17 protein-coding genes are annotated in these 19,397 nt (G+C 63.2%); 13 read left to right on the forward strand and 4 right to left on the reverse strand.

What is annotated here, in order from left to right; genetic code table 11:
- Positions 1 to 73 precede the first annotated feature (73 nt).
- Together DNK59_RS03605 and DNK59_RS03610 are read right to left on the reverse strand one after the other, a co-directional pair.
- Positions 74 to 1,825, reverse strand: a complete 1,752-nt coding sequence (locus DNK59_RS03605; protein WP_158288740.1) for a glycosyltransferase — start codon at positions 1,823 to 1,825, stop codon at positions 74 to 76.
- Positions 1,822 to 3,087: a hypothetical protein gene (locus DNK59_RS03610; protein WP_146249877.1), complete on the reverse strand. Its 1,266-nt coding sequence runs from the start codon at positions 3,085 to 3,087 to the stop codon at positions 1,822 to 1,824. The genes DNK59_RS03605 and DNK59_RS03610 overlap by 4 nt, the downstream gene beginning before the upstream one ends.
- 135 nt (positions 3,088 to 3,222) lie before the next feature.
- On the opposite strand from DNK59_RS03610, the gene DNK59_RS03615 reads away from it, so the two are divergent.
- A complete protein-coding gene (locus DNK59_RS03615; RefSeq protein ID WP_158288741.1) occupies positions 3,223 to 4,383 on the forward strand; it encodes a nucleotidyltransferase family protein in 1,161 nt (386 codons plus the stop codon).
- On the forward strand, positions 4,383 to 5,684 hold the full coding sequence (locus DNK59_RS32060; protein WP_110722309.1) for a sugar transferase: 1,302 nt from the start codon (positions 4,383 to 4,385) through the stop codon (positions 5,682 to 5,684). Before DNK59_RS03615 ends, DNK59_RS32060 begins: the two co-directional genes overlap by 1 nt.
- On the opposite strand, the gene DNK59_RS03625 is transcribed toward DNK59_RS32060, so the two are convergent.
- On the reverse strand, positions 5,614 to 6,546 hold the full coding sequence (locus DNK59_RS03625) for a class I SAM-dependent methyltransferase (protein ID WP_110722310.1): 933 nt from the start codon (positions 6,544 to 6,546) through the stop codon (positions 5,614 to 5,616). The genes DNK59_RS32060 and DNK59_RS03625 overlap by 71 nt on opposite strands.
- 218 nt (positions 6,547 to 6,764) lie before the next feature.
- Between DNK59_RS03625 and DNK59_RS03630 the strand changes: the two genes are divergently transcribed.
- From DNK59_RS03630 to DNK59_RS03670, 9 genes are all read left to right on the forward strand, one after another.
- Complete coding sequence (locus DNK59_RS03630) at positions 6,765 to 7,988, forward strand: hypothetical protein (protein WP_146249987.1); 1,224 nt, start codon at positions 6,765 to 6,767, stop codon at positions 7,986 to 7,988.
- A complete protein-coding gene (locus DNK59_RS03635) occupies positions 7,985 to 8,914 on the forward strand; it encodes an NAD(P)-dependent oxidoreductase (RefSeq protein WP_110722312.1) in 930 nt (309 codons plus the stop codon). Before DNK59_RS03630 ends, DNK59_RS03635 begins: the two co-directional genes overlap by 4 nt.
- Before the next feature lie 98 nt (positions 8,915 to 9,012).
- Positions 9,013 to 10,311, forward strand: a complete 1,299-nt coding sequence (locus DNK59_RS03640) for a hypothetical protein (RefSeq protein ID WP_146249988.1) — start codon at positions 9,013 to 9,015, stop codon at positions 10,309 to 10,311.
- Between the two features lie 15 nt (positions 10,312 to 10,326).
- Positions 10,327 to 12,168 (forward strand): asparagine synthase (glutamine-hydrolyzing), encoded by a 1,842-nt coding sequence (asnB, locus tag DNK59_RS03645; protein WP_110722314.1) that lies wholly within the window; start codon positions 10,327 to 10,329, stop codon positions 12,166 to 12,168.
- Positions 12,161 to 13,162 (forward strand): class I SAM-dependent methyltransferase, encoded by a 1,002-nt coding sequence (locus DNK59_RS03650; RefSeq protein ID WP_110722315.1) that lies wholly within the window; start codon positions 12,161 to 12,163, stop codon positions 13,160 to 13,162. Before asnB ends, DNK59_RS03650 begins: the two co-directional genes overlap by 8 nt.
- Positions 13,159 to 14,451 carry a hypothetical protein gene (locus DNK59_RS03655; protein WP_256596287.1) on the forward strand — a complete coding sequence of 431 codons (1,293 nt, stop codon included), beginning with the start codon at positions 13,159 to 13,161 and terminating at the stop codon, positions 14,449 to 14,451. Before DNK59_RS03650 ends, DNK59_RS03655 begins: the two co-directional genes overlap by 4 nt.
- Positions 14,432 to 15,214 (forward strand): WecB/TagA/CpsF family glycosyltransferase, encoded by a 783-nt coding sequence (locus tag DNK59_RS03660; RefSeq protein ID WP_110722317.1) that lies wholly within the window; start codon positions 14,432 to 14,434, stop codon positions 15,212 to 15,214. Before DNK59_RS03655 ends, DNK59_RS03660 begins: the two co-directional genes overlap by 20 nt.
- Positions 15,215 to 15,228: 14 nt before the next feature.
- Positions 15,229 to 16,446 (forward strand): O-antigen ligase, encoded by a 1,218-nt coding sequence (locus DNK59_RS03665; RefSeq protein ID WP_256596288.1) that lies wholly within the window; start codon positions 15,229 to 15,231, stop codon positions 16,444 to 16,446.
- Positions 16,447 to 16,476: 30 nt separating this feature from the next.
- Complete coding sequence (locus DNK59_RS03670) at positions 16,477 to 16,656, forward strand: hypothetical protein (protein WP_256596289.1); 180 nt, start codon at positions 16,477 to 16,479, stop codon at positions 16,654 to 16,656.
- A gap of 50 nt (positions 16,657 to 16,706) precedes the next feature.
- Here the strand turns inward: DNK59_RS03670 and DNK59_RS03675 are convergent, their stop codons facing one another.
- Complete coding sequence (locus DNK59_RS03675; protein WP_110722318.1) at positions 16,707 to 17,093, reverse strand: DUF3077 domain-containing protein; 387 nt, start codon at positions 17,091 to 17,093, stop codon at positions 16,707 to 16,709.
- Between the two features lie 989 nt (positions 17,094 to 18,082).
- Between DNK59_RS03675 and DNK59_RS03690 the strand changes: the two genes are divergently transcribed.
- Positions 18,083 to 19,000 (forward strand): WYL domain-containing protein, encoded by a 918-nt coding sequence (locus DNK59_RS03690; RefSeq protein ID WP_110722319.1) that lies wholly within the window; start codon positions 18,083 to 18,085, stop codon positions 18,998 to 19,000.
- Positions 18,993 to 19,391 (forward strand): hypothetical protein, encoded by a 399-nt coding sequence (locus tag DNK59_RS03695; RefSeq protein ID WP_110722320.1) that lies wholly within the window; start codon positions 18,993 to 18,995, stop codon positions 19,389 to 19,391. The genes DNK59_RS03690 and DNK59_RS03695 overlap by 8 nt, the downstream gene beginning before the upstream one ends.
- Positions 19,392 to 19,397: the final 6 nt, after the last annotated feature.

The raw sequence follows: 19,397 nt of genomic DNA on the forward strand, positions 1-19,397 counted from the left end.
CTGGCGCCACAGCGTCTGACGAAGGCCAGTGCCCGTGGTGGAAGGTCGAACAGTGCAAAGTGTTTCAAAAGTTTCATGGGCTTACGGCAATCAAGGATTTGGGCACGCCGAGGATTCGTTCGCGGATGATGCGGGCACTGGGAAACAAGGTCTGCATCTGTCGGCGGGTCAGCAGACGAGCGCTATCGACAATGAACTCGGCGTGTTCGTGGTTCGCGGCGCGTTGCCAGTGCCCCAGTGCTAATTGGCGTACCAGCCCGACCCTGAGGCGACGCGGCAGCCAGTGAAAAAACGGCGTCATGCAGTGCGGTTCCAGTGGGCACCAGAAATCGGGTGTCTGGACAAAGTAGCGTTCGGCGACGCGCACCAGCTCTCGGGCAAAACGTTCAGCCCGCTGCGGACCGCCCACATGCTCGATCACGGAGTTGGAATGCACGATATGGAAGGCACCGTTCTCGAACTGGCTCAGGTCACAGCCATCGGCGCACAGTGCGTTGAATGGCGGCCCTAGGGGCTGGCGGACCGGCGTGGTGTTGAGCAGCGTGATGGACACGCGGCGTGAGGCCAGGTAGGACGCCGGCAGGATGTTCCAATAGCTCTGGGTGCCACCTACATCCAGCAGGTTGACATGGCCATGACGGGCGTAGGCTTGCTCGATCATGTCCCGTAGTGGCGCGATTCGCCGGGTGCGCAGCCGCGTGCCGAGCGCACGCGGGTTGTCGTAGTCGGTCAAATGGCGCGCCAGCCGTCTCATCCAGCCGTTAGGGCGCGACCGCCGCGCGGCCTGCTGGTAGAAGGCCAGCAGCTCGGCGGCTTTGCGCTGCCAGGTGAAGCCCTGGCGAACGGCCTCTACCACGCGGTGCGGCACCTGGCTCTGCGCGCACTGGGCGGCACAGGTGCCCAGGGCCTGGGTGTCGCCCAAGGCGAACACGCCGCTCCAGCCGACGGCATCGGTGATGGCACGGCAGCCCTCGATATCCGAGCAGGCGATGGGCACGCCGGCCAGCAACGCCTCAATGATGACCGTCGGCATGCCTTCGCGTTCGGAAGCCAGCACCATTGCCTTGCAACCGGCCATCATCTGTTGGCTAACGGTGTCGTCCTGCCAGCCATGAAAGCGCACGCGCGAGGACAGGCCCCATTGTGCCGTCAAGGTTTCCAGGCGCGCGCGATCACTGCCTTGACCGACGATGTGCAGAACGGCCTGGGTCAGTGGGGGCGTTTTCAGTGCAGCAATCACATCATCGAGGCGCTTGACTGGATCCAGGCGCCCGATGGACAGCAAGGCCGGCGCCCCCTCCAGCGGCGCCGGGTTGGCGACAGCAGGCTGGCGGTGATCATCAATGCAGTTGGGAATGATCAGCACCCGCGTGGGCCGCAAGCCGCGTCGGGCAAGGTCGGCCTCCCAGCCCTTGTGCAGTAGCACCACGGCGCTGGCGGCACGCACCATCAGGCGTTCGACGCTGCTGTCCCACAGGCGCTTGAGCAGAAGCCGCCACCTGGAGCCCGTGTCGTAGTAACAGTGCGGGGTGTACACCAGCGGCCGGCCACGGACGACGGCCAGCAGGGCGGCGAATGCGGCAATTGGGGTACGGGCGCCATGCACATGCACGAGGTCGTGCTCGGCCAGGGCGGACCAGAGGCTTCGATACCCCCCCTGGCGAACGTCGAGCCCGCCGCTGGCCACGTCGACCCGTGGGGCAAGGATGGTGATGCGGGCACTGTCATCGGCCTGTATCGCCGTCGCCAGCCCCTGGATATGACGGGCCACGCCGCTGGATAGGGGTTCGAACTCCTTGCTGACATGCAGTACCCGGATGGTCATGCCACGGACTCCAGCGTTGCCGGCTGCCCGAGCCGTTGCAGCAAGCCGGCAAGCCCGCTGGTTTGCCTGGCAAAGTGGCTGCGCAACCATTGGGCCTGGGCCTGTCCGGTGGCCTGGCGAAAGGCCGGGTCATCACGCAGGCGCTGGTAGAGGCTGGTCACTTGCTTGGCTGTCGCGGCCTGCAAAGGCGCCGCCATTGCCTGGCGTACCGCGAGATTCCCCGGCAATTCCAGCTGCAACGCCACCACCCAATGCCCGGCCAGCGCGGCCTCCAGCATGGCAGTGGAACAGTAACCCACCACCAACTGCGGTATGGCGGCCCGGGGTTGCAGCTCCGGGTGCGGTGGGCGGCGACTGGCGCGTGCGGCAGCACCGCTGTAGGGCTGGTCCTCCTGGGGGTGCAGCAGAATGCGCGCATCCGGAGCGATTTGCAGTAGCGCATGGGCAAAGCTTGCCAGGGCTTCGCCAATGCCTTCGCCCAGTATCCGGGCATGGGTTTGCGAGAGCAGGGCAATGCCTTCCGGGGCGTGCGCAGCCTGCTCCGAGCGCTTACCCCGGCCCAATGCGTCCTCGACCAACTGCGCGCTCGGGGTGCCGTTGGCCTCGAACACCTGACGGCTGGCGTCTCCCCATACCAGGTAGCAGTCGGCCTGGGTCGGGAAGAACTCATCCGTGGCAATGCCGTGTTGCACGCAGATGCTGGTCAGCCCCTGGCCAATCGCGGCGCGGCTCATCAGATCGAAATCGTTGTGCAACAGCACGACGCCACGGCTGCCTGCCAGGGTACGCCGCAAGCTGGCGGACCAGAGCACACGGCGGGCCAGGCAACTGGCAAGCAGCAGCGGCTGCGCTTGCCTCAGCGTGGCGATGAACACGCGCAAGGCCGAGCGCCAATCCTGCAAGCCGGGGCGCGCGGGTCGGATGCAGGGCAGGGCGGGGGAGATATCATCGATGGCCAAGCGTGGGTGCAACACCACCAGCGGCGTGTAGCCCGCCGCTGCCAGGGCGGGCAGTGTCCGCTGCAGGGTGCTCCAGCCACTCGCCCCTGCCAGAGTGGTCAACAGGATGGCTTGCTTGTGCCCCTGCGCACTGAGGCCGGCGCTCGCGCACCTGAGCAATAGCCAGGAATCACGCAGCAGGGCTGCCAGGGCACGAAGCCCGGCCGCGATCTGGCTTCTTCCGGCGTGCAGGAAGAACAGTTCGTGGCGAACATCTGCCGCATCCGAGCCAAACTGCTGACGCATGTATTCAACGTACTCCATGGAAGAATCTCGTAGCCAGTCGGATAACTTCATGGGGTAATATCCGATTTATCTGATGCTCGCCACGCTACAGCTAGGCGGCTGAGTTGCCAACTACCTCAGCCGCTTGAGTAGTGCACTGGATACATGCCCGTTATGGCCTTACCTCATGCTCATTTTACTGCCAGTGCCGCCGGGCAGAACGCCGATGACATCCATGGCGACGGCGCCGAACTGCTGCTGGCAACCTTGTTCTTGATGGGGTTCGAGCAGCCGTTCACTGCTCCCGCCGTACCCGCCCTTTGCCGGTTCATCCGCCACCATGGGGTAGCGGGCCTATTGCAGTCCGACAGGGTGCAAAGCGTGCCCCCCATTTGCATGACAGCGCTGAATATCGAACGCCAGCGCATTGCCATACGGGCCCTGGCGCTGGGGGCCGGGCTCAAGCGCCTGGTCGCGGTATTTGCCGCGCGAGGCCTGCAGCCGCTGGCGCTCAAAGGGCCGGCGCTGGCGGTGCAGGCCTACGGCAATCTCGGCGCACGGGGCGGTCTGGACCTGGATGTGCTGCTGCCGGCCGAGCAGTGGCCCGAGGCCCTGGGTGTATTGCGGGACATGGGCTATCACATGGCCCCTGATCAACAGTGGCCCCTGCCCGATGCCACCCATGAACTGGTACTGGTGCACGAGCAGCAGCCGCGCCTCGAACTGCACCGCCGCCTTCTGCGTCACCAGCATTTGCTCCACGCACCGCAGCGAATAACCCAGGTGCTTGACCTGCAAGGCACCGACGTCACCTGCCTGGCGCCGGCCTATGCGCTGCCGTATTTGATTGCCCACGCCAACCAGCACTGTTTTCGCCGCTTGATCTGGCTGATGGATATATACGCACTGTTGCAGCGCGCCGACCTGGACCTTGAGCTGCTCGCCAGCCAGGTGAAGCGCAGCGGCACCTGCGCGATGCTGGATACCTGCCTCAGCCTGCTGACCCTGCTGTTCGACCTGCAGGTTCCGGCGCCTCTGCAGCAGGTGCGCCGGCCTTGCCGGGCAAGCCGGGAGATGGTCGAGCTGGCACTGGATGCGCTGCGCAGGTCATTGAGCGATGACCAGGTGGCGACGGCTCAGGGCCTGTTCAAGCGCGTGCGCCTGGACATCGCCTTGCAGGACACGCTGCCGGCCCGTTGGCAGGCGCTGGCGGGCTGGTTGAGCCCAACGGCAAAGGACCAACAGTGGCTGGGACTGCCACGCGCACTGAGCTTTCTCTATCCATTCGTGCGTCTTTTCCGGCTGGCATTGCGCCGGCGGGGGCACGAAGTTTGATGTCTGCCATCCCGCTTTCGCGTCTGTTGGCTCGCGGCCTGAGCGTTGCCACCAGTGCCTGGTTGGCAGGCTGGGTCGTTGATTCCGAGGGGGGCTGGCCAGGCACCTGGGGCCTGGCATTGGTGGCCGGGCTGCAGTTCATGGGGCTGGACTGGGTGCTGATACGTCCCCGCCATCGCGTGGCCGAACGCCTGGCCACGGGTATCGGGCAACTGCTGCTGGGGCTGGGCGTGCTGGCGGGGCTGGCGGGGTTGTTCGGCTATTCGTTATCGGTGTCGTGGGCGCTGGGCTGGCTGTTGTTGGCCAGTATCGCGCTTGCCCTGCTTGAGGTGGGCAATGATCGGGTCCTGGCCTGGCGTCCCGGCGCGCCCAGACTCGTGCTGGCTGGCGCTTGTCAACATGTCGGCCGGTTCACGGAACAGCCTGGTCAGGGCGCGGTTCGCTTGTCGCATGAAGACGCCCTGGGTTTGCTCACGCAGCAGCCAAGCCGGTCGTTGTCAGAGCGGGTGGTGATTTTCGATGCCTGCCTGCACGCAACTCCGCCTCAGCGCCTGGAAAGCGGGTGCCCCACGCTGCCCATGCAGGATGTGCATGCTTTTTCGCCAGGCGCTGCGGCGGCCAAGCGCTTGTTCGATTTTCTCTGCGCGGCCATGCTGCTCAGCGTCTGTGCGCCGCTGCTGGTGGTGATCGCGCTGATCGTTCGCCTGCAGGACGGCGGGCCGGCGCTATTTCGTCAGCAGCGCCTCGGCTTGCAGGGTTCGATCATTACCGTGCTGAAGTTTCGCAGCATGCGGGTGGCCGCCGGTAATGACTTGCTGGCGCCCCAGGCGCGCCTGGATGATCCGCGTGTCACGCCGCTCGGCAAGTGGATGCGTCACTGGGGTATCGATGAGCTACCTCAGCTGATCAACGTGTTGCGCGGTGATATGTCCCTGGTTGGCCCACGGCCCCACGCGGTCGCTCATGACCTGCATTACGGCGCCAAGGTGAGTGGCTACACCGCACGGCAAGCTGCCAGGCCCGGTATCACCGGACTTGCCCAGATCCGTGGTCGGCGAGGGGAAACCCGCGCCGTATCCGACATGGCTTCACGGGTGCGCGATGACCTCGAGTACATTGCGCGCCAGTCGCTGTGGCTGGATCTGTTTATCCTGCTAGCCACACCCATGGCGCTACTGCGCAGCGGCCATGGGCGCAGTGAACCGGAGTGTGTAACGGTCCCGCCTCCCTCTAGAGACGAGCCAGCCGCAACGCCATCCGCGGATAGCCGTTACGCAGACTCAGAGGCCGAATCTGTTTGAGGATGTGAGCGCGGATGTTGCCCGCTGATGGTGGTGGCGGCGCGACGGCAGGTGTCGCCGGTGCGCTGAGCCGTGCATACACGCGCAGATTGCCTTCGTAGATTCCATGGGCTTCCTGGCGCCAGTGGTGGGCATGAAACCCATTGGCGTTCAACAACGCCTCAAGGGTTTGCGCAGAGAAATAGCTGCGGTGCGAAACATGCACCTGCAACAGACCCAGCTCGGGCCAGTCGGCCCCGATATCCGGAACCTCGATCACCAGCCAGCCCTGCGGGTCCATCAGCTTGGCGATCCGCGCCAGTGCTTTGCCCGGTTCCTGAAGATGCTCCAGAACATGGAACAGTGTCACCAGATGCGGTGCGAACGGCAGATGCGTCTGTTCGTCGAGCTCCTCTGGGCGAACGTGCTCGCCCAAGCCCAGTACCTGTACCGCATGATCACGCTGAGGGCCGCCTGGTTCCAGGCCCATGTAGCGTTCATAGCCGTGGGTGCGGCAGGCATCGAGGAAAAACCCCAGGCCGGCACCGATATCCAGTACTGATTGGCATTGGCCAACCACGGCGCTGATCTCGCTAAAACGATAGCCTGCGATCAACCGATAGTTCCACATCGCTTTGCTGGCGGGTGGTTGGCGCATGAGGCGGGGGTAGAGCTGGCCGTAGAAGCGCGCCTGGGTTTCGCCCTGCATCCCGCGCGCCAGATAAACCAGGCCGCAATGGCGGCAGGTCGACAGGTTGACTTGCAGAAAATAGCGGTCATATCGCCAGACAAGCTGTGGATCGTATTGCCCGCAGCCAGGGCAGGGAAGCTCGACAAGATGCCGATTGATCTGACGAAGCTGATTGAGCAGAGAAAATGCCATCTATGCCTGTTCCTGCATTGAATCGAAGGAGTCGGTAAAAGAGGCAGCACTCTAGCAGCCCGCAAGACGATGGTAACGACCTGTCTCTCTTCATCGGTTGTACCAAACACCTCCAGCGCATTGCAGCGGCCTGGTCGCTGTGTCAAATTCTCGCACTTTGCCCCGTGACTAGCAGACCGCCCGCACGTTTGTGCAGGCAGGCCCATCAGGTTGGAATGATGCATACAACGCCCACAGCAAGACCTATCGGGCCTTACGACGAAATTTCGCTGGCGGAGCTGGCGCTGCGAGCCCTGCAGTTCTATCGGCGGTTTTGGCGCCTGCTGCTGCTCTTGGCGGTGCTGGCGGCGTTTGCCGTGGCTGCCTGGGTAGGCAGTCGCCCGCTGTATAGCGTGTCCGCGCTGCTCGAGGTGCCGAAGGTAACGCTTGAAGAATGGCGGCAGGCGCAGTCGTTTCTCTGGGACAAGCGCTGGGTCGATCACGCCTTCGGCGACGACCAGCCAGACGTCGGCACCAAGCGCCTGCAGTTGCGCAACCGCGCGCTCAATCCCGAGTACTGGGTCCAGAGCGTGCGCTATCGCTCCTCCCTCAATCGGGACGACGCCCGGGATATTCCGGTTGCGCAAATCCAGAACAGCACGGGGCTTGGCTTGGAGTTCGCCCTGCGGGTGTCCGATGAGGAACAGGCCAGCCTGACCATCAATGCCCTTGCCCAACAAGTACGCGAAGCTTTTCTGGCCAACAGCCTGATCGACTTGGTAAGGACCAGCCAGGCCGCCCTCGATCATCGTCCGCAACTCAAGCTGGATGTGCTCAAGGCCGAGTTCGACATTGAACAGTGCCGCCAGCGCATTGCCGACATGCGCCAGTTGCTGGAGCGCTACCCGGATCTGCGCCATCTGCAAACCAGCACGCTGTTTTCGGTCAGCGACGGTGGTGGCAAGTACCTGTCGCCCTTGCCGCAGATCGTCGCCCTGGAAAGCACGATTTCCGAGCTGCAGGCCAAGGCGCGAGCGGCCCAGCGTGATCTGGACAAGCTCGACTGGACCGAGCGACTGTTGGCCGGCATGGACGAAACGATCCGCAACGCGACCTCGGGGCAGGTCATTCTCGACAAGCTCAAGAGCAACCGCGAACAGTTGCTTGCCAGTGCTGTACAACTGGATGCCAGTGCCCGGGAAGCCGCCGAGGATATCAACCTCAAGCTGACCCTGGCCGAGTCGCGCCAGCAAGCGATCGGCATCAAGACACGCTCGGCGATTTCCGCGGCGCCGGTGCCGCAACGCAACCCGCTGATGATGGGCGTCGCGGCCTTCGTGCTGGTGTTCGTGGCGCTGTCCATCGTGCTCGCGCTATATGTCGCGCTGTATAAAGAGCGCGGCGTGCTGCTGTGGCTGCCACGTCTGATTCGCAGCCGGCTGATTTTGGAGTCAAGGTCATGATGCGCTTATTGGTGACCGGCGGTGCCGGTATGTTGGGGCGCCGCGTCGTTCGGCAATGGCGCGCGGCCGGCGGTGAGGTGGCGGTGCTGGATAATCTCTCCAGCGGCCTTTCGATGCCGCCCGAGGCCAGTCGGTCGGTCCAGGGTGACCTGCGCGATGCCCAGGTACTGGCCGACCTGCTGGCCTCCTGGCGTCCCGATGCCATCCTGCATCTGGCGGCGGTGCACCACATTCCCACCTGCGAGAATCAGCGCGCCCATTGCCTGGACGTCAACGTGGTGGGCACCGAAAGGCTGCTGGCCGCGGCTGAAGCGGCGCAGGTCGGTCGCGTGGTGATCGCCTCGAGTGGCGCTGTGTACGCTTGGCAGGAAGGGCCGCTGTCGGAGCTGTCCAGCCCCTTGGCAGCCTGTGACAACTACGCGTTGTCCAAGCACTGCAACGAGCAGCAGTTGCAGTTCTGGAGCGGCCGCGGCGGGCATATCGGCCGGGTGGCGCGGATTTTCAACGCGGTGGGCCATGATGACCCCAACGCCCATCTGATCCCCGATGTGCTCAAGCAATTGCGCCAATCCAGCGATGGCGGCATACGCCTGGGCAACCTGACGCCCCGGCGTGACTACCTGCACGCCGATGACATCGCCCGCGGCCTGATCGCCATGTTGAACGACCCGCGAACAGACGTGCCATTCGACGTGTTCAATCTGTGTTCGGGGGTGGAGCATTCCGTCGAACAACTGGTGCTGCAACTCGGTGCCATTGTCGGCGTGCAGGTGAAGGTGGAAGTTGACCCGGCCCGGCAACGGCGGGGCGACCGCCCCAGTCAGTTGGGCGATCCCCGCCGTACCTTGCAGTTACTGGGCTGGCAGCCCCGCCTGGCGTTTGCCGAGGCCCTGCGCCTGGTCGTGTTTCCGGACCAGGTGCGGTAAGCGTGGGTCCGACGCGACCACGCTCGTCCTTTTCTCCAGAGCGACAGGGGCCCGCAGCCAACGGCGGGTCCCTCAGTCAATCGTTTGTGCTGGCGGCCGTGACCTTCGCCATCGGTCAACTGGCCAACCTGACGTTCCAGATCGTTCTCTTGAAGTCGCTGGGAGCGACCACCTACGCAGTGGTCGGCCTGGCGCACCTGCTACTGCTGACCCTGATCTTTCTGGCCGACCTGGGCTACGCCTCGTTGTTCCTGCGAGAAGACCGCCATGCCAGCCACTGGCTGGTGACCTGGCGTTGCGCGCTCGGGCAGCGGTTGCTCGCGACCCTGGTGTTGATGGGCCTTGCCTTGACTGGCTGGGTGTTCTACAGCGATGACCCGGCCGGGCGGCAATACCTGTTCAGCGCCGCCCCCGCCAGCCTGTTTGCGCTGTTCAATTTTTCCGCCCCGCTGATCGCGGCCGGCCAGCGTCTGCGCGGGCTGATGGCGGCGCAGATCGCCTGGCCGGCCGGGTTGCTGCTGTGGTGGCCGGTCAGCGTCAGCCTGCCCCTGTCAGCGGCTGCCAGCGCAGGGCTGGCGGTAAGCCTGGGGTATCTCACCCAGGCCATGGTCAATGTCGCCATGAGCGGTCAGCGGCTGTTGTGGTTACCGTTATTGGGCAAAGGCCAATTGAGGGCGGCGCTGCACCTGTGTGCATTAAGCGTGTCCGGCACCTTGCATGACCGGCTCACGCCTTTTCTGCTGGCGCCCCTGGTACCCGGGTTCATGCCGGTCTTTCTGCTGCTGAACCATGTCTTGAGTGGCCTTTCTGGCGTACAGGGCCAGTTATCCCGTCTGTTGCTGGGCCAGGCCAGCAGCGCGGGTGGTCGTCAGCGGATCGTGGCGGTGGCTTCGTTGCTGGCTTGGGCGACCGTCAACATGCTGTTGCTGGGCACACTGGCGCAATGTCTGGATCTGCCGATCGAGTCACGTCAGTGGCTGGCGTTGGCAGGCTTGGTGGTGTTGGCCTGGGGCCTGTCCGCCTCCAGCGGTTTTCTCGTGCTGCTGCTTATTGGCGAGCGTCGCGAAGGGCAGTTTGTGCGACCGTTCCTTCTGGGGCTAGGTGCCAGCGCGGTGCTGCAGCTCATGGCCGCCTGGAGCGACGCGCCAGCGTCCGTGTTGTGGGCCAGGGTTGTGGGTATGTTGTTGGTGATGAGCGTATTGCTGGTCATGCTCAGGCTGCGCCCGGGACGCTGGGGCCTGCTCGCCTTGTCGGGTGCGTTGGCAATTTGCGCGGCGGCGCAAACCAGCTGGGCCGCCGGACTGGCCATCATGCTGGCGGTCCCGGCCTTGATCGGTTTGCTGGGCCGCCGCCCTTGCTATCTCGAACTACGTCGCACAGGGGTGATGGATGAATAGGCATGAGTACCGGCCATGTGCGGGCTGATCGCCGTACGCGCGCTGAGCGCGGCAGCCGACCTGCAGCAACGGGCGAGTCGGGCATTGGCCAGCCTCGCCCGTCGCGGCCCCGATGCCGAGGGGCTGCTGATGGTCGAGACGGCGCCACCGACGCTGCTCGGGCACCGCCGCCTGGCCATCCTCGATACCAGCAGCGCCGCCGAGCAGCCCATGCGGTGCCCGATTACTGGCACGGCGTTGGTGTTCAACGGCGCGATCTACAACTTTGTCGAGCTGCGTGATGAGCTGCGTGCGCTTGGCTGCGTCTTCGTGACCGATGGGGATACCGAGGTGTTGCTGCACGGCTGGCGCGTCTGGGGCGAGGGGCTTTTCTCCCGCTGCAACGGCATGTGGGCCGTGGTGGTCTGGGATGCGCCCAGTGGCGACCTGGTGTATAGCCGTGACCGGCTGGGGGTGAAACCGCTGTACCTGCATCACGACGGTCAGCAGATGGTGCTGGCCAGTGAGGTCAGCGCCATTGCCCAGATGCTCGGCGGTTATCCGGCCCCGAATCCTGAAAAGGTGTTCGACTTCCTGATCACGGGCTTTTCCGAACAGGGCACGGCCACTTTCTTCCAGGGTGTGCGCGCCGTTCCACCTGGCGTGGTCGGGCGCATGAGCCGAACTGGCCGATTCAGTCAGGTGCCCTATCACCAGTGGCCCGAACCCGGCAGTGCCGAGCCGCTGTCCCGTATGGAGCTGCGGGAGTTGGTGGAGGACGCGGTGCACCTGCGTCTGCAGGCGGATGTGCCGGTGGCCAGCCTGCTGTCCGGCGGCCTGGACAGCTCCATCATTACCCAGGTGGCGCTCAACGCCAGCCAGCAGCCTCGGCAGCGGCTCGATGCGGCGTTCACCTACGGCTACCGCGATGCCGAGCAGGCCGGGTTCGACGAGTCGGCGCGAGCCGCGTTGTTCATGGCCGAAGGTGGCCATGGCGACCGGCATCACGTGCTGCGCTTTGCCCCCCTCCCATCCGCGGATGAGCTGATGAGTCTGATTAGGGTACAAGGCGAGCCCTTCAGTACGCCCTCGGTGCTGGCCAGTTTCAGAACCTACCGGGCCATCGCCGAGCAGGGGTTCAAGGTGGTGCTCTCCGGCGAAGGAGCCGATGAGCTGTTCGGCGGCTACTCGGCCCGTTATCACTCGGTGGCGGCCAGGGACGCGCTCCGGTCCGGGGACCTGATACAGGTGGCCAATCGCTTGAGGCTGCGCACGTTTCCTGTCGGTTTGCTGTTCAACCGCCTGGTCTGGGACCTGCCACTGGCGCTGTTAGGGCCGCTACTGCGCCGCCATCGTCCCAGTGTCGGGGCGATGAGCGCCGGTTTGTGGGAGGCTCAGCAGCAGCGTCTGGCGCTAGTGCGCCAGCGTATGTCCAGTCCTCTGGAACAGCGCATACGCGAGGACCAGCTGGATAATCTGTTGCCTATGGCACTGCGCATGGCCGACCGTAACAGCATGAGTGCCGGCATCGAACTGCGTAGTCCATTCATGGACCATCGCCTGGTCGAGCGGGCGTTTCGTACGCCGGCCCTGGAGCGGATAGGGGCCGGTCTCTCCAAGGCCCTGCTGCGCGACGCGTTCAAGGGAATCTTGCCGGATCGGCTGGTGAGCACGCCGAAAAGTACCGGATTCGGCCATGCCGAACAGTTCCTGGTGCCGCAGTTGCCCTGGCGTGAGCTGCTGGAAGATCTGCCCCCGGAATTGAATGATTTTGTCGACCTGAACGCGCTGCGCCGGCACCTGGCCAGGCCGCAATGTCACAGCACGCTGTGGCTGGCACTGTCAGTAGCGCTCTGGTACCGGAGCATCTATGCCTGAACACTTCCACGGCTGGGGCTTGGCGGCCGATACCGGCCAGTGCCGTGTGTGTGGCAGCAGCGTCGCACAGCGCTACTTCTGGCCGGAGGTCTATGCCCATTCCGGACAGGCCCTCATGCGTTGTGGCTATTGCGCCACGGTGTACCTGGCCCCCGGTTTCAGCGCGGCCGGACTGCAGCGTTTTTATACCGGCCCGTATCGCCGCCTGTTTCCTGCCGAAGTCCCTTGGCGCAGTACGGCGCGCTTTTTTGCCTGGCGTGGCGATGCCGAGGTGGCGCGCAAACGCTTTGCCCTGATTGACGCGAGCCTGCCGCCGCAAGGGCAACTGTTCGAAATGGGCGCAGGTTTCGGCGCCTTTCTCGGGCAGGCCGCGCAGCAACGGGCCGATTTGCAGTTGAGCGCCAGCGAACCGGACATTGCGCAACGCCAGGCCCTGCTCGGGCAGGCATCGGTGCGCTTTGTCGAGAGCCTGGCAACCCTGCCGGAACAGAGCCTGGATGCGGTGGTGGCGTTTCATGTGCTCGAACATCTGATCGACCCCCGCGATTTTCTTGAGCAGGCCGTGCAAAGACTGCGCGATGGAGGGCGCCTGTGGCTGGAGGTGCCAGACCTGATGAGCGACTGGCAGACCCGCTTGTTCGTCCATCCGGCGCACCTGAGTTACTTCTGTGCCGACAGCCTGCGGCGCCTGGCCGAAGCGGCCGGTCTGCAGGTGTTGTACTGCGGCGCCCATCCGGTCGGTGCGCTGGAGGGGACGCTGTGGCTGGAGGCGCTGCGCCCGACGACACCGGTCAGCCAGCCTGTGGCGCCGGCAGCGCAACAGCAGGTGGAGGCTGTCGATCAGTGGATTTCACGGGTCGGCTGGGGGTACAGGGACCGGATCAAGGCGCTGCTCAAAGCCATGGCCATGCGTGGGCTGGGGCCGGGCTTGCTAGGTGAATGGCAGCGCTGGCGGCAGCATCGTCGTCACTGTGCAGAGCAGGCACGGCGATGAGGTTCAGGATTGTGTTGCTGATCATCCTCTGGGTGCACCTGGGCGACCTGGGCAGTGCCTGGCTGTATGGCGACGGTGCCTGGCCGGGCGTGGGGTTGCTGCGCAACCTGCGTGATGGAGTGGTGGTGGTGCTCGCCGCTTGCTGTCTACTCAGCACTCGTTTACCGAGCCGTCTGTTGCTGCCGCTGGTGGCCTACAGTGCCCTGGCGCTGTGCTACCTGCTGGTCAACCGGGCGAGCATGACGCCGAGCATCTTGCTGGGTTCCTACGGCACGCTGATGATTCCCGTGCTGTTTTTTCTGCTGGGTTTCTACTGCGTGCGCCACCCTGAACAGTTGCGCAGTTGCGTCGCCTTGCTGGTGCTGCTGGGTATTGCCAGCACATTGTTTGGCGCCTGGGAGCAGGAGCACACAACGTTTTGGACCGAGACCCTTGGCTATCCGCGTTACATGCGCGATATCAAGGGCATGGCGTTGGGCGCCAATTGGGAAAGCGGCTTGCCATGGAACTTCTACGGCGGCGTCGACCTGCAACGGCGGGCGGCGGGTCTGCTGGCGTCCCCCCTGGCGCAGGGCATGTTCCTGGCGGTAGTGGCGGTGGCTGCCATCGCCTGGTCGGAGCGACGTGCTGGCTATCTCAGCCTGCTGCTCAGTGGTTTGCTGTTCGTGGGAATCTGGATGTCGGGAACGCGCGGCGCCATGCTCGCCGGCAGTCTGGCGCTGATTGGTTACCTGGCCACGGGTACCTCGCTGTTCCGTTACCGCGCCATACGCTGGTTGGTGGCCGCTGGCGTCTGCGGGGGGATTGCGATGATCTCCTATGGCATCGTGCAGATGAGCATCAATTTTCTGGATGGCTCAACCATCGGCCACTGGCAGGCGTTGCAGAAAAACCTGCTGGATCTGCCCAAGGTGCTGTTGCTGGGGGCCGGGCTCGGCGCCCAGGGCGCGCAGGCGGCCCAGCAGCAACAGACGTTGATCGGAGGCGGCGAAGGGGCAATCTTCAGTATTGCGTTCCAGTTGGGCCTGCCCGCTGTCCTGTTGTTTCTCTGGTTCTACCTGAACATGGCCCTGACTTTGTGGAACCGTTATCGTCGGCACCCTGAGCCCATGCTGCTGGCGATGTTCTGGTTGACGCTGGGCCTGGCCACCACCTTGATCAGTTCCGAGCACTTGCTCACCGTCTCCGGCACGGGCGCCTTCTGGCTGCTTTGCGGAGCCACGCTGCGCAGCACCTCGCCCACTCGCGACCCCATAGAGCCCATGTTCAATGAACAGCACTCCGGATAGCCGCCGCATTGAGTTTCTGGGATGTCCTCTGGACCTGCTCAGCCCGCAGGAGGTGATCGAGCAGGCTCGGCACGCCATCACGGATGGTCGTCGCCTGCGCCTGGAGGGGCTCAACGTCGCCAAACTGGTCGACGCACGCGCCACCCCATTCCTGATGCAGGCGTTGCACGAGGCGGAGTGTGTCCATATCGATGGCGCGGGCATTGCCCTGGGACTCAAGGCGCTGGGGATCGAGGCGCCAGCGCGCTGCGCGGGTATCGACCTGATGGGGCGGCTGTGCGAAATGGCCGCCGAGAGCGGTGCTTCGGTGTATCTGCTCGGAGCACGCCAGGAGGTGGTCGAGTCGACGGCAGAGCGTTTGCTGGCCCGCTACCCCGGCTTGCGCATTGCCGGCCTGCGCAATGGTTACTTCACGGCCAGCGAAGAAGCGAAGGTGATTGAAGAGGTCCGCGCCAGCGGTGCGGATATCCTGTTTATCGGCATCAGCTCCCCCAAAAAGGAATTGCTGCTGCAAACCCATTGGCCGAACCTGGGCGTCCGGGTGGGCATGGGGGTGGGCGGTTCGTTCGACGTGCTCTCCGGCCAGTTGCCTCGGGCGCCGCGCTGGGTTCAGAAGATTGCCATGGAATGGTTGTTCCGCTTGGTGCTGGAGCCTCGTCGCCTGCTCTGGCGCTACGTGCGTAGCAACAGCATCTACTTACTGTTGCTGGCCGTTACCCGTATAAGGCTTGCGATGCGGGCCAAGACCCGAGCCCAGTGCTGAAAGCAGGAGCCGTCATGCTTCGTGAATCCTTGCGTACTCTGCTGTCCCGACCCGGTCTTGCGTTGTTGGCCCTGGGCCTGTTCGTGCAACTGAGCGGTTTTCTATTCAATAACGATGGCAGTCGCCAAGCCACGCAGGTCTACCTGTTGCTGTTCGTACCGGCGCTGATTCTGCTGATCGCCGAGCGGTTTGCGCTCTCCTTGTGGCGCCAACCCAGCGCTCTGATACTGCTGGCCCTGCTGGGCTGGGTGGTGCTACGGAGCTGCTTTGACGATTCTTGGAAGGCGCCTGGCTACTCGCTGAAGGTGGCGTTGCTGATCTTGCTCTATGTGTTCGTGGTCGGTCATCTGGTCCGCCGGGGCGTGATCGAAATCCCCCTGGCTCTCGCGGTGCTGCTCGCCTGCTGTTTTGCCTGGCTGACACTGATGGTTCAGTTTGTCGTTCTGGATAAGCCGCTGGCCTACGAGGTACTCAGAAGCACCGGTCGGCTGCAAGAGTTGGGCTGGCATGGTTTCGCGGATTTCTCATACCCCATCCCGGCGGGCCTTTACTACGGGATTTTCGCCGTGCTGCTGCTCAGCGTCCTGGTGGAACGTGAACTCAAGGCGTGGGCCTGGTTGCCTGTACTGGTCGGCCTGGCAGGTTTGTTGGTGTATGTGCTGTTGACCTTCTCGCGTGGTGCCTGGTTCTCGACCCTGGCGGGCAGCCTGACCCTGCTACTGCTCAGCCCGCAACGGCGTGCGCGTGTCCTGCTGCTGATCGGTGCACTGTTGATACTGCTGATGATGGCGGTGTTCTGGTCGCGGGTTGAGCACGAATGGTTTCTGGGCGCCAGCCAGCGCGGTCCGATCTGGCTGAACTGGCTGGCCCGTCTGCCCGAGTTCTGGGCTCTGGGCCAGGGGCCCGGCGTCAGCTTGGTCTACCGCTATCCCTGGGGCGATATCGTGCATCACGCCCACAGTCTGTACTTGCAGCTGTGGTTCGAGTACGGGATTGTCGGCTTTGTCTTGTTCGTGCTGTTGCTCGGCACCGCGCTCTTCAAGGCGTGGCGCTTGCGTGCCGATCCTGCTGCGCGCGTGGCCCTGGCGACTTTGGTGTTCGCCCTGGTGGCGATGGTTTCGGATATCTCGAGCGTGTTCACTCGGCCCAATCCTTATTGGGTTGTGCTGTGGTTGCCGATTGGGTTGATCGTGGGGCTGCGGCCACTGGTCGAGCCGTCCACGACCCAGTAGCGATCAAAACCGAGGTTGCCGGTCACGCGCATGAGCGTGACCCTGCTATCGGAACTGCTGAGCCGCTCCACAGCGGGCGACCCACTGAACTTCCGCCTGGAAGACCAGCGCATCGTGCGCTTGGTGAGCGTTATCAGCGATCTGCGAGAGACCTTGAACCGTGCGTCTTACACCTTTTTGAAGGTGCTCAGGGCGGGGCGGTTTGTTTGAGGAGACAGCGCGGCAGGTCGTGCTGCCGCGCTGTGCGTTCGCGAGGCGTGCTACTTCAGCGACGGCCTGTGGCGACTGCCATCGAGCAAGGCATCCACCACCGCCCGGGCCATCTCCACCGAATGCACCAGGGACCAGATCAGACCGCGCTCGATACTGCTGCCGCGCTCGGTGATTTCATCGGAGACTTCTTCGGCGCTTTTGAGCAGCAGGGAGACGTGGAGCAGGGCTTCTTCGGCGTTGATGCCGCTGCGTACCGAGAACAGAGAATCGCGACTGACCGGGGTACTGATGGTTTTCTGCAGTGACTGGATCAGAGAAGCATCGGCAGGCTGAAGTGACAGTTGCTGCCGGATCTGCTGATTGGCCAGATCGTGCTCGGGATTTCTGCCGCGCTGGGCAGCAGTGAGGGGCGGATCGGGGACGAGCTTTTTCATGGCGTAACTCCTAGTACAGAGATAGGAGCCTTCACCGTCGCTGCTAAACGATAGGGTGGCGGCCGTTCGCAGGTTAGCAGACCGGTGTACTAGGAACCCGGCGCACCCGAAGGTGCCCTGCGCACGGCCGCCATAAAGCGGAGCCAAAAAAAGCGCCACGTAATGGGGGCGCCATGCGCCTAGTTACACGTCGAGCTGCTAAACCCGGTCACTGAATTTGCAGTGACGGATCGAGGCTAGCCAGGGTGAGGGGGTAGGCGCAAGCGGCTAGGAGTTTCTAGGAAAGTTCGCACAATAGAAAGAGACTTAACGCTGCTTCAGTAGACCATTACAAGGCGGGTATGAGCTCATACAGGCTCATAGCGGCTCATAGGATTTTTAGCCGAGCTTATAGACCGCCCAGCGTCGCTCACCTTGCTGTATCAGAGCGCCTTTGTCTTTCATGCGTTTAAGCAGCTTTGCCGCCTGATCAGGCGAGAGCCGGCACAGATCCACCACTTCCGCGCCTTGGACCTGCCAGTGCTGCCGACATCCGTGATTCGGTGGTAGTTACACTTATAGTTACCTTCGGTAAGAAAGGCGCATGGCCTGTCCAGGCCGTCAGCTATTGAATACAACGAGCCCCTGATCGGTGACGTCAAAAACCACCGACTCCGCTTTCTGAATGAGTTCAAGGACCATGACGTCATAGTCTTGAAGTCCTGCCAGGTGGCTTCTGATGTTTCCAAGCAGATTCGCGGTGTACAAGCCGCTGATGTGCGGTCTGCCCATTTGATCAATTTCTTGCCCCATCCTGTCCCTGACTGGTACTCACCGCGTCTCCCAGGCTCCCCGCAAGGGGATGATTTAGCCTATTCCAGTCGCGAAATGGTAATCATAATGCATCGAATATATGCATTATTAAGACTCGACACTAGATCCGTTGGGTGACTAACATGTCCTCGCACTGAGCTGAACCAACAATTGCCGAACTGGATGAGCTAGTCAGGATGTCAATAACACAACTTGCCGACTTGACCCAACCGCAACGCGACCGTCTCGCGTTTGTGGAGTTGAGCATACGCTTCATGGGGGAGATTCGCCGTCAGGGCTTAGTGTCGCGGTTTGGCATCCAATCTGCCGCCGCCACACGGGACTTGGCTCTGTACAAAGAGATCGCTCCCGGCAACATCGACTACGACACCAAAGCAAAGGCTTACGGTCTGGGCACGACTTTCCGGCCGGTCTTTAATTTTCCCCCAGGGCGAGTAATGTCGTGGCTAACTCAAGGTTTCGGCGACGGCGAGCCGATGCATATCAGCGCCTGGGTGATCAGCGAGCGCCCGTCTTGCCTCACCTACCCAGATCTGGATGTGCTGGCGAGCTTGACCCGGGCAATCCACCAGGAATGTCCGCTTAGCATTGAGTACCACTCGATTTCCAGCGGGCGCACTGAGCGGGAGGTCGTCCCGTTTGCGCTCATCGACAACGGCCTGCGCTGGCACGTCCGCGCCTTTGACCGAAAGTCACAGGAGTTCCGTGATTTCGTCATCACCCGGATCAAGAACCCTGTCGTGCTCAAGGGGCGGCCAGTTGCAGCCCACGAGATGAGCTATCAAGACATTCAATGGACTCGGGTCGTCGAGCTGGAGTTGGTGCCACACCCGAATCAACCTCGACCAGAGATCACCGAGATGGACTACAGCATGCAGGGCGGTGTTCTGCGGATGAAGTTGCGTGCCGCGACAGCCGGATACATTCTGCGGGGATGGAGTGTGGACTGCTCTGCTGACCACAGCCTGCGTGGGCATGAGTACCGGCTCTGGCTAAAGGACCATCTGGCGCTTTACGGCGTTGCAAATGCAACGCTTGCCCCAGGTTATCGAGCCCCGACACCCCACCCAATCGGCGAGGGGCTGCATGACTAACTTTGATCTTTTAGACGTCATTCGGCGGGGCATGAAAACCGGCCCTACCACACTGGAGCAATTGTGGGTGGACCACGGCACGCAATGGCACAAGCTGGGATGGAGTCGTGCACAGTTGAGCCTATGGCTGGCTTGTACGCCGTCCCTGCAACGCTGTGAATTGCCCAGTGGTGAACTAGCGTGGTCTCTCAATGCTGGGCTAGGCCATGCCGCCCCCAGTCTGGCCGACGAAATGGTGGCGCTGCTACAAAAGGCCGGCCGCCCCATGCCCTTGGTCCAGCTCATCAGCAAATTGCCGACAGGCTTGGTGGTCACCGAGCCGATGCTGCGCAGTGCAGCACACCAAGATGCTCGACTCGAATTAAAAGGCCCGCTGCTCAAGCTGGCTTAATGGATA

It is taken from the genome of Pseudomonas sp. TKO26 (assembly GCF_003225665.1).
Classification (GTDB): domain Bacteria; phylum Pseudomonadota; class Gammaproteobacteria; order Pseudomonadales; family Pseudomonadaceae; genus Aquipseudomonas; species Aquipseudomonas saponiphila.

Coding starts and splice junctions, on each gene's coding strand:
- DNK59_RS03605 (WP_158288740.1), bottom strand. CDS start 1,825: ATGACCATCCGGGTACTGCATGTCAGCAAGGAGTTCGAACCCCTATCC.
- DNK59_RS03610 (WP_146249877.1), bottom strand. CDS start 3,087: ATGGAGTACGTTGAATACATGCGTCAGCAGTTTGGCTCGGATGCGGCA.
- DNK59_RS03615 (WP_158288741.1), top strand. CDS start 3,223: ATGGCCTTACCTCATGCTCATTTTACTGCCAGTGCCGCCGGGCAGAAC.
- DNK59_RS32060 (WP_110722309.1), top strand. CDS start 4,383: ATGTCTGCCATCCCGCTTTCGCGTCTGTTGGCTCGCGGCCTGAGCGTT.
- DNK59_RS03625 (WP_110722310.1), bottom strand. CDS start 6,546: ATGGCATTTTCTCTGCTCAATCAGCTTCGTCAGATCAATCGGCATCTT.
- DNK59_RS03630 (WP_146249987.1), top strand. CDS start 6,765: ATGCATACAACGCCCACAGCAAGACCTATCGGGCCTTACGACGAAATT.
- DNK59_RS03635 (WP_110722312.1), top strand. CDS start 7,985: ATGATGCGCTTATTGGTGACCGGCGGTGCCGGTATGTTGGGGCGCCGC.
- asnB (WP_110722314.1), top strand. CDS start 10,327: ATGTGCGGGCTGATCGCCGTACGCGCGCTGAGCGCGGCAGCCGACCTG.
- DNK59_RS03650 (WP_110722315.1), top strand. CDS start 12,161: ATGCCTGAACACTTCCACGGCTGGGGCTTGGCGGCCGATACCGGCCAG.
- DNK59_RS03655 (WP_256596287.1), top strand. CDS start 13,159: ATGAGGTTCAGGATTGTGTTGCTGATCATCCTCTGGGTGCACCTGGGC.
- DNK59_RS03660 (WP_110722317.1), top strand. CDS start 14,432: ATGAACAGCACTCCGGATAGCCGCCGCATTGAGTTTCTGGGATGTCCT.
- DNK59_RS03665 (WP_256596288.1), top strand. CDS start 15,229: ATGCTTCGTGAATCCTTGCGTACTCTGCTGTCCCGACCCGGTCTTGCG.
- DNK59_RS03670 (WP_256596289.1), top strand. CDS start 16,477: ATGAGCGTGACCCTGCTATCGGAACTGCTGAGCCGCTCCACAGCGGGC.
- DNK59_RS03675 (WP_110722318.1), bottom strand. CDS start 17,093: ATGAAAAAGCTCGTCCCCGATCCGCCCCTCACTGCTGCCCAGCGCGGC.
- DNK59_RS03690 (WP_110722319.1), top strand. CDS start 18,083: ATGTCAATAACACAACTTGCCGACTTGACCCAACCGCAACGCGACCGT.
- DNK59_RS03695 (WP_110722320.1), top strand. CDS start 18,993: ATGACTAACTTTGATCTTTTAGACGTCATTCGGCGGGGCATGAAAACC.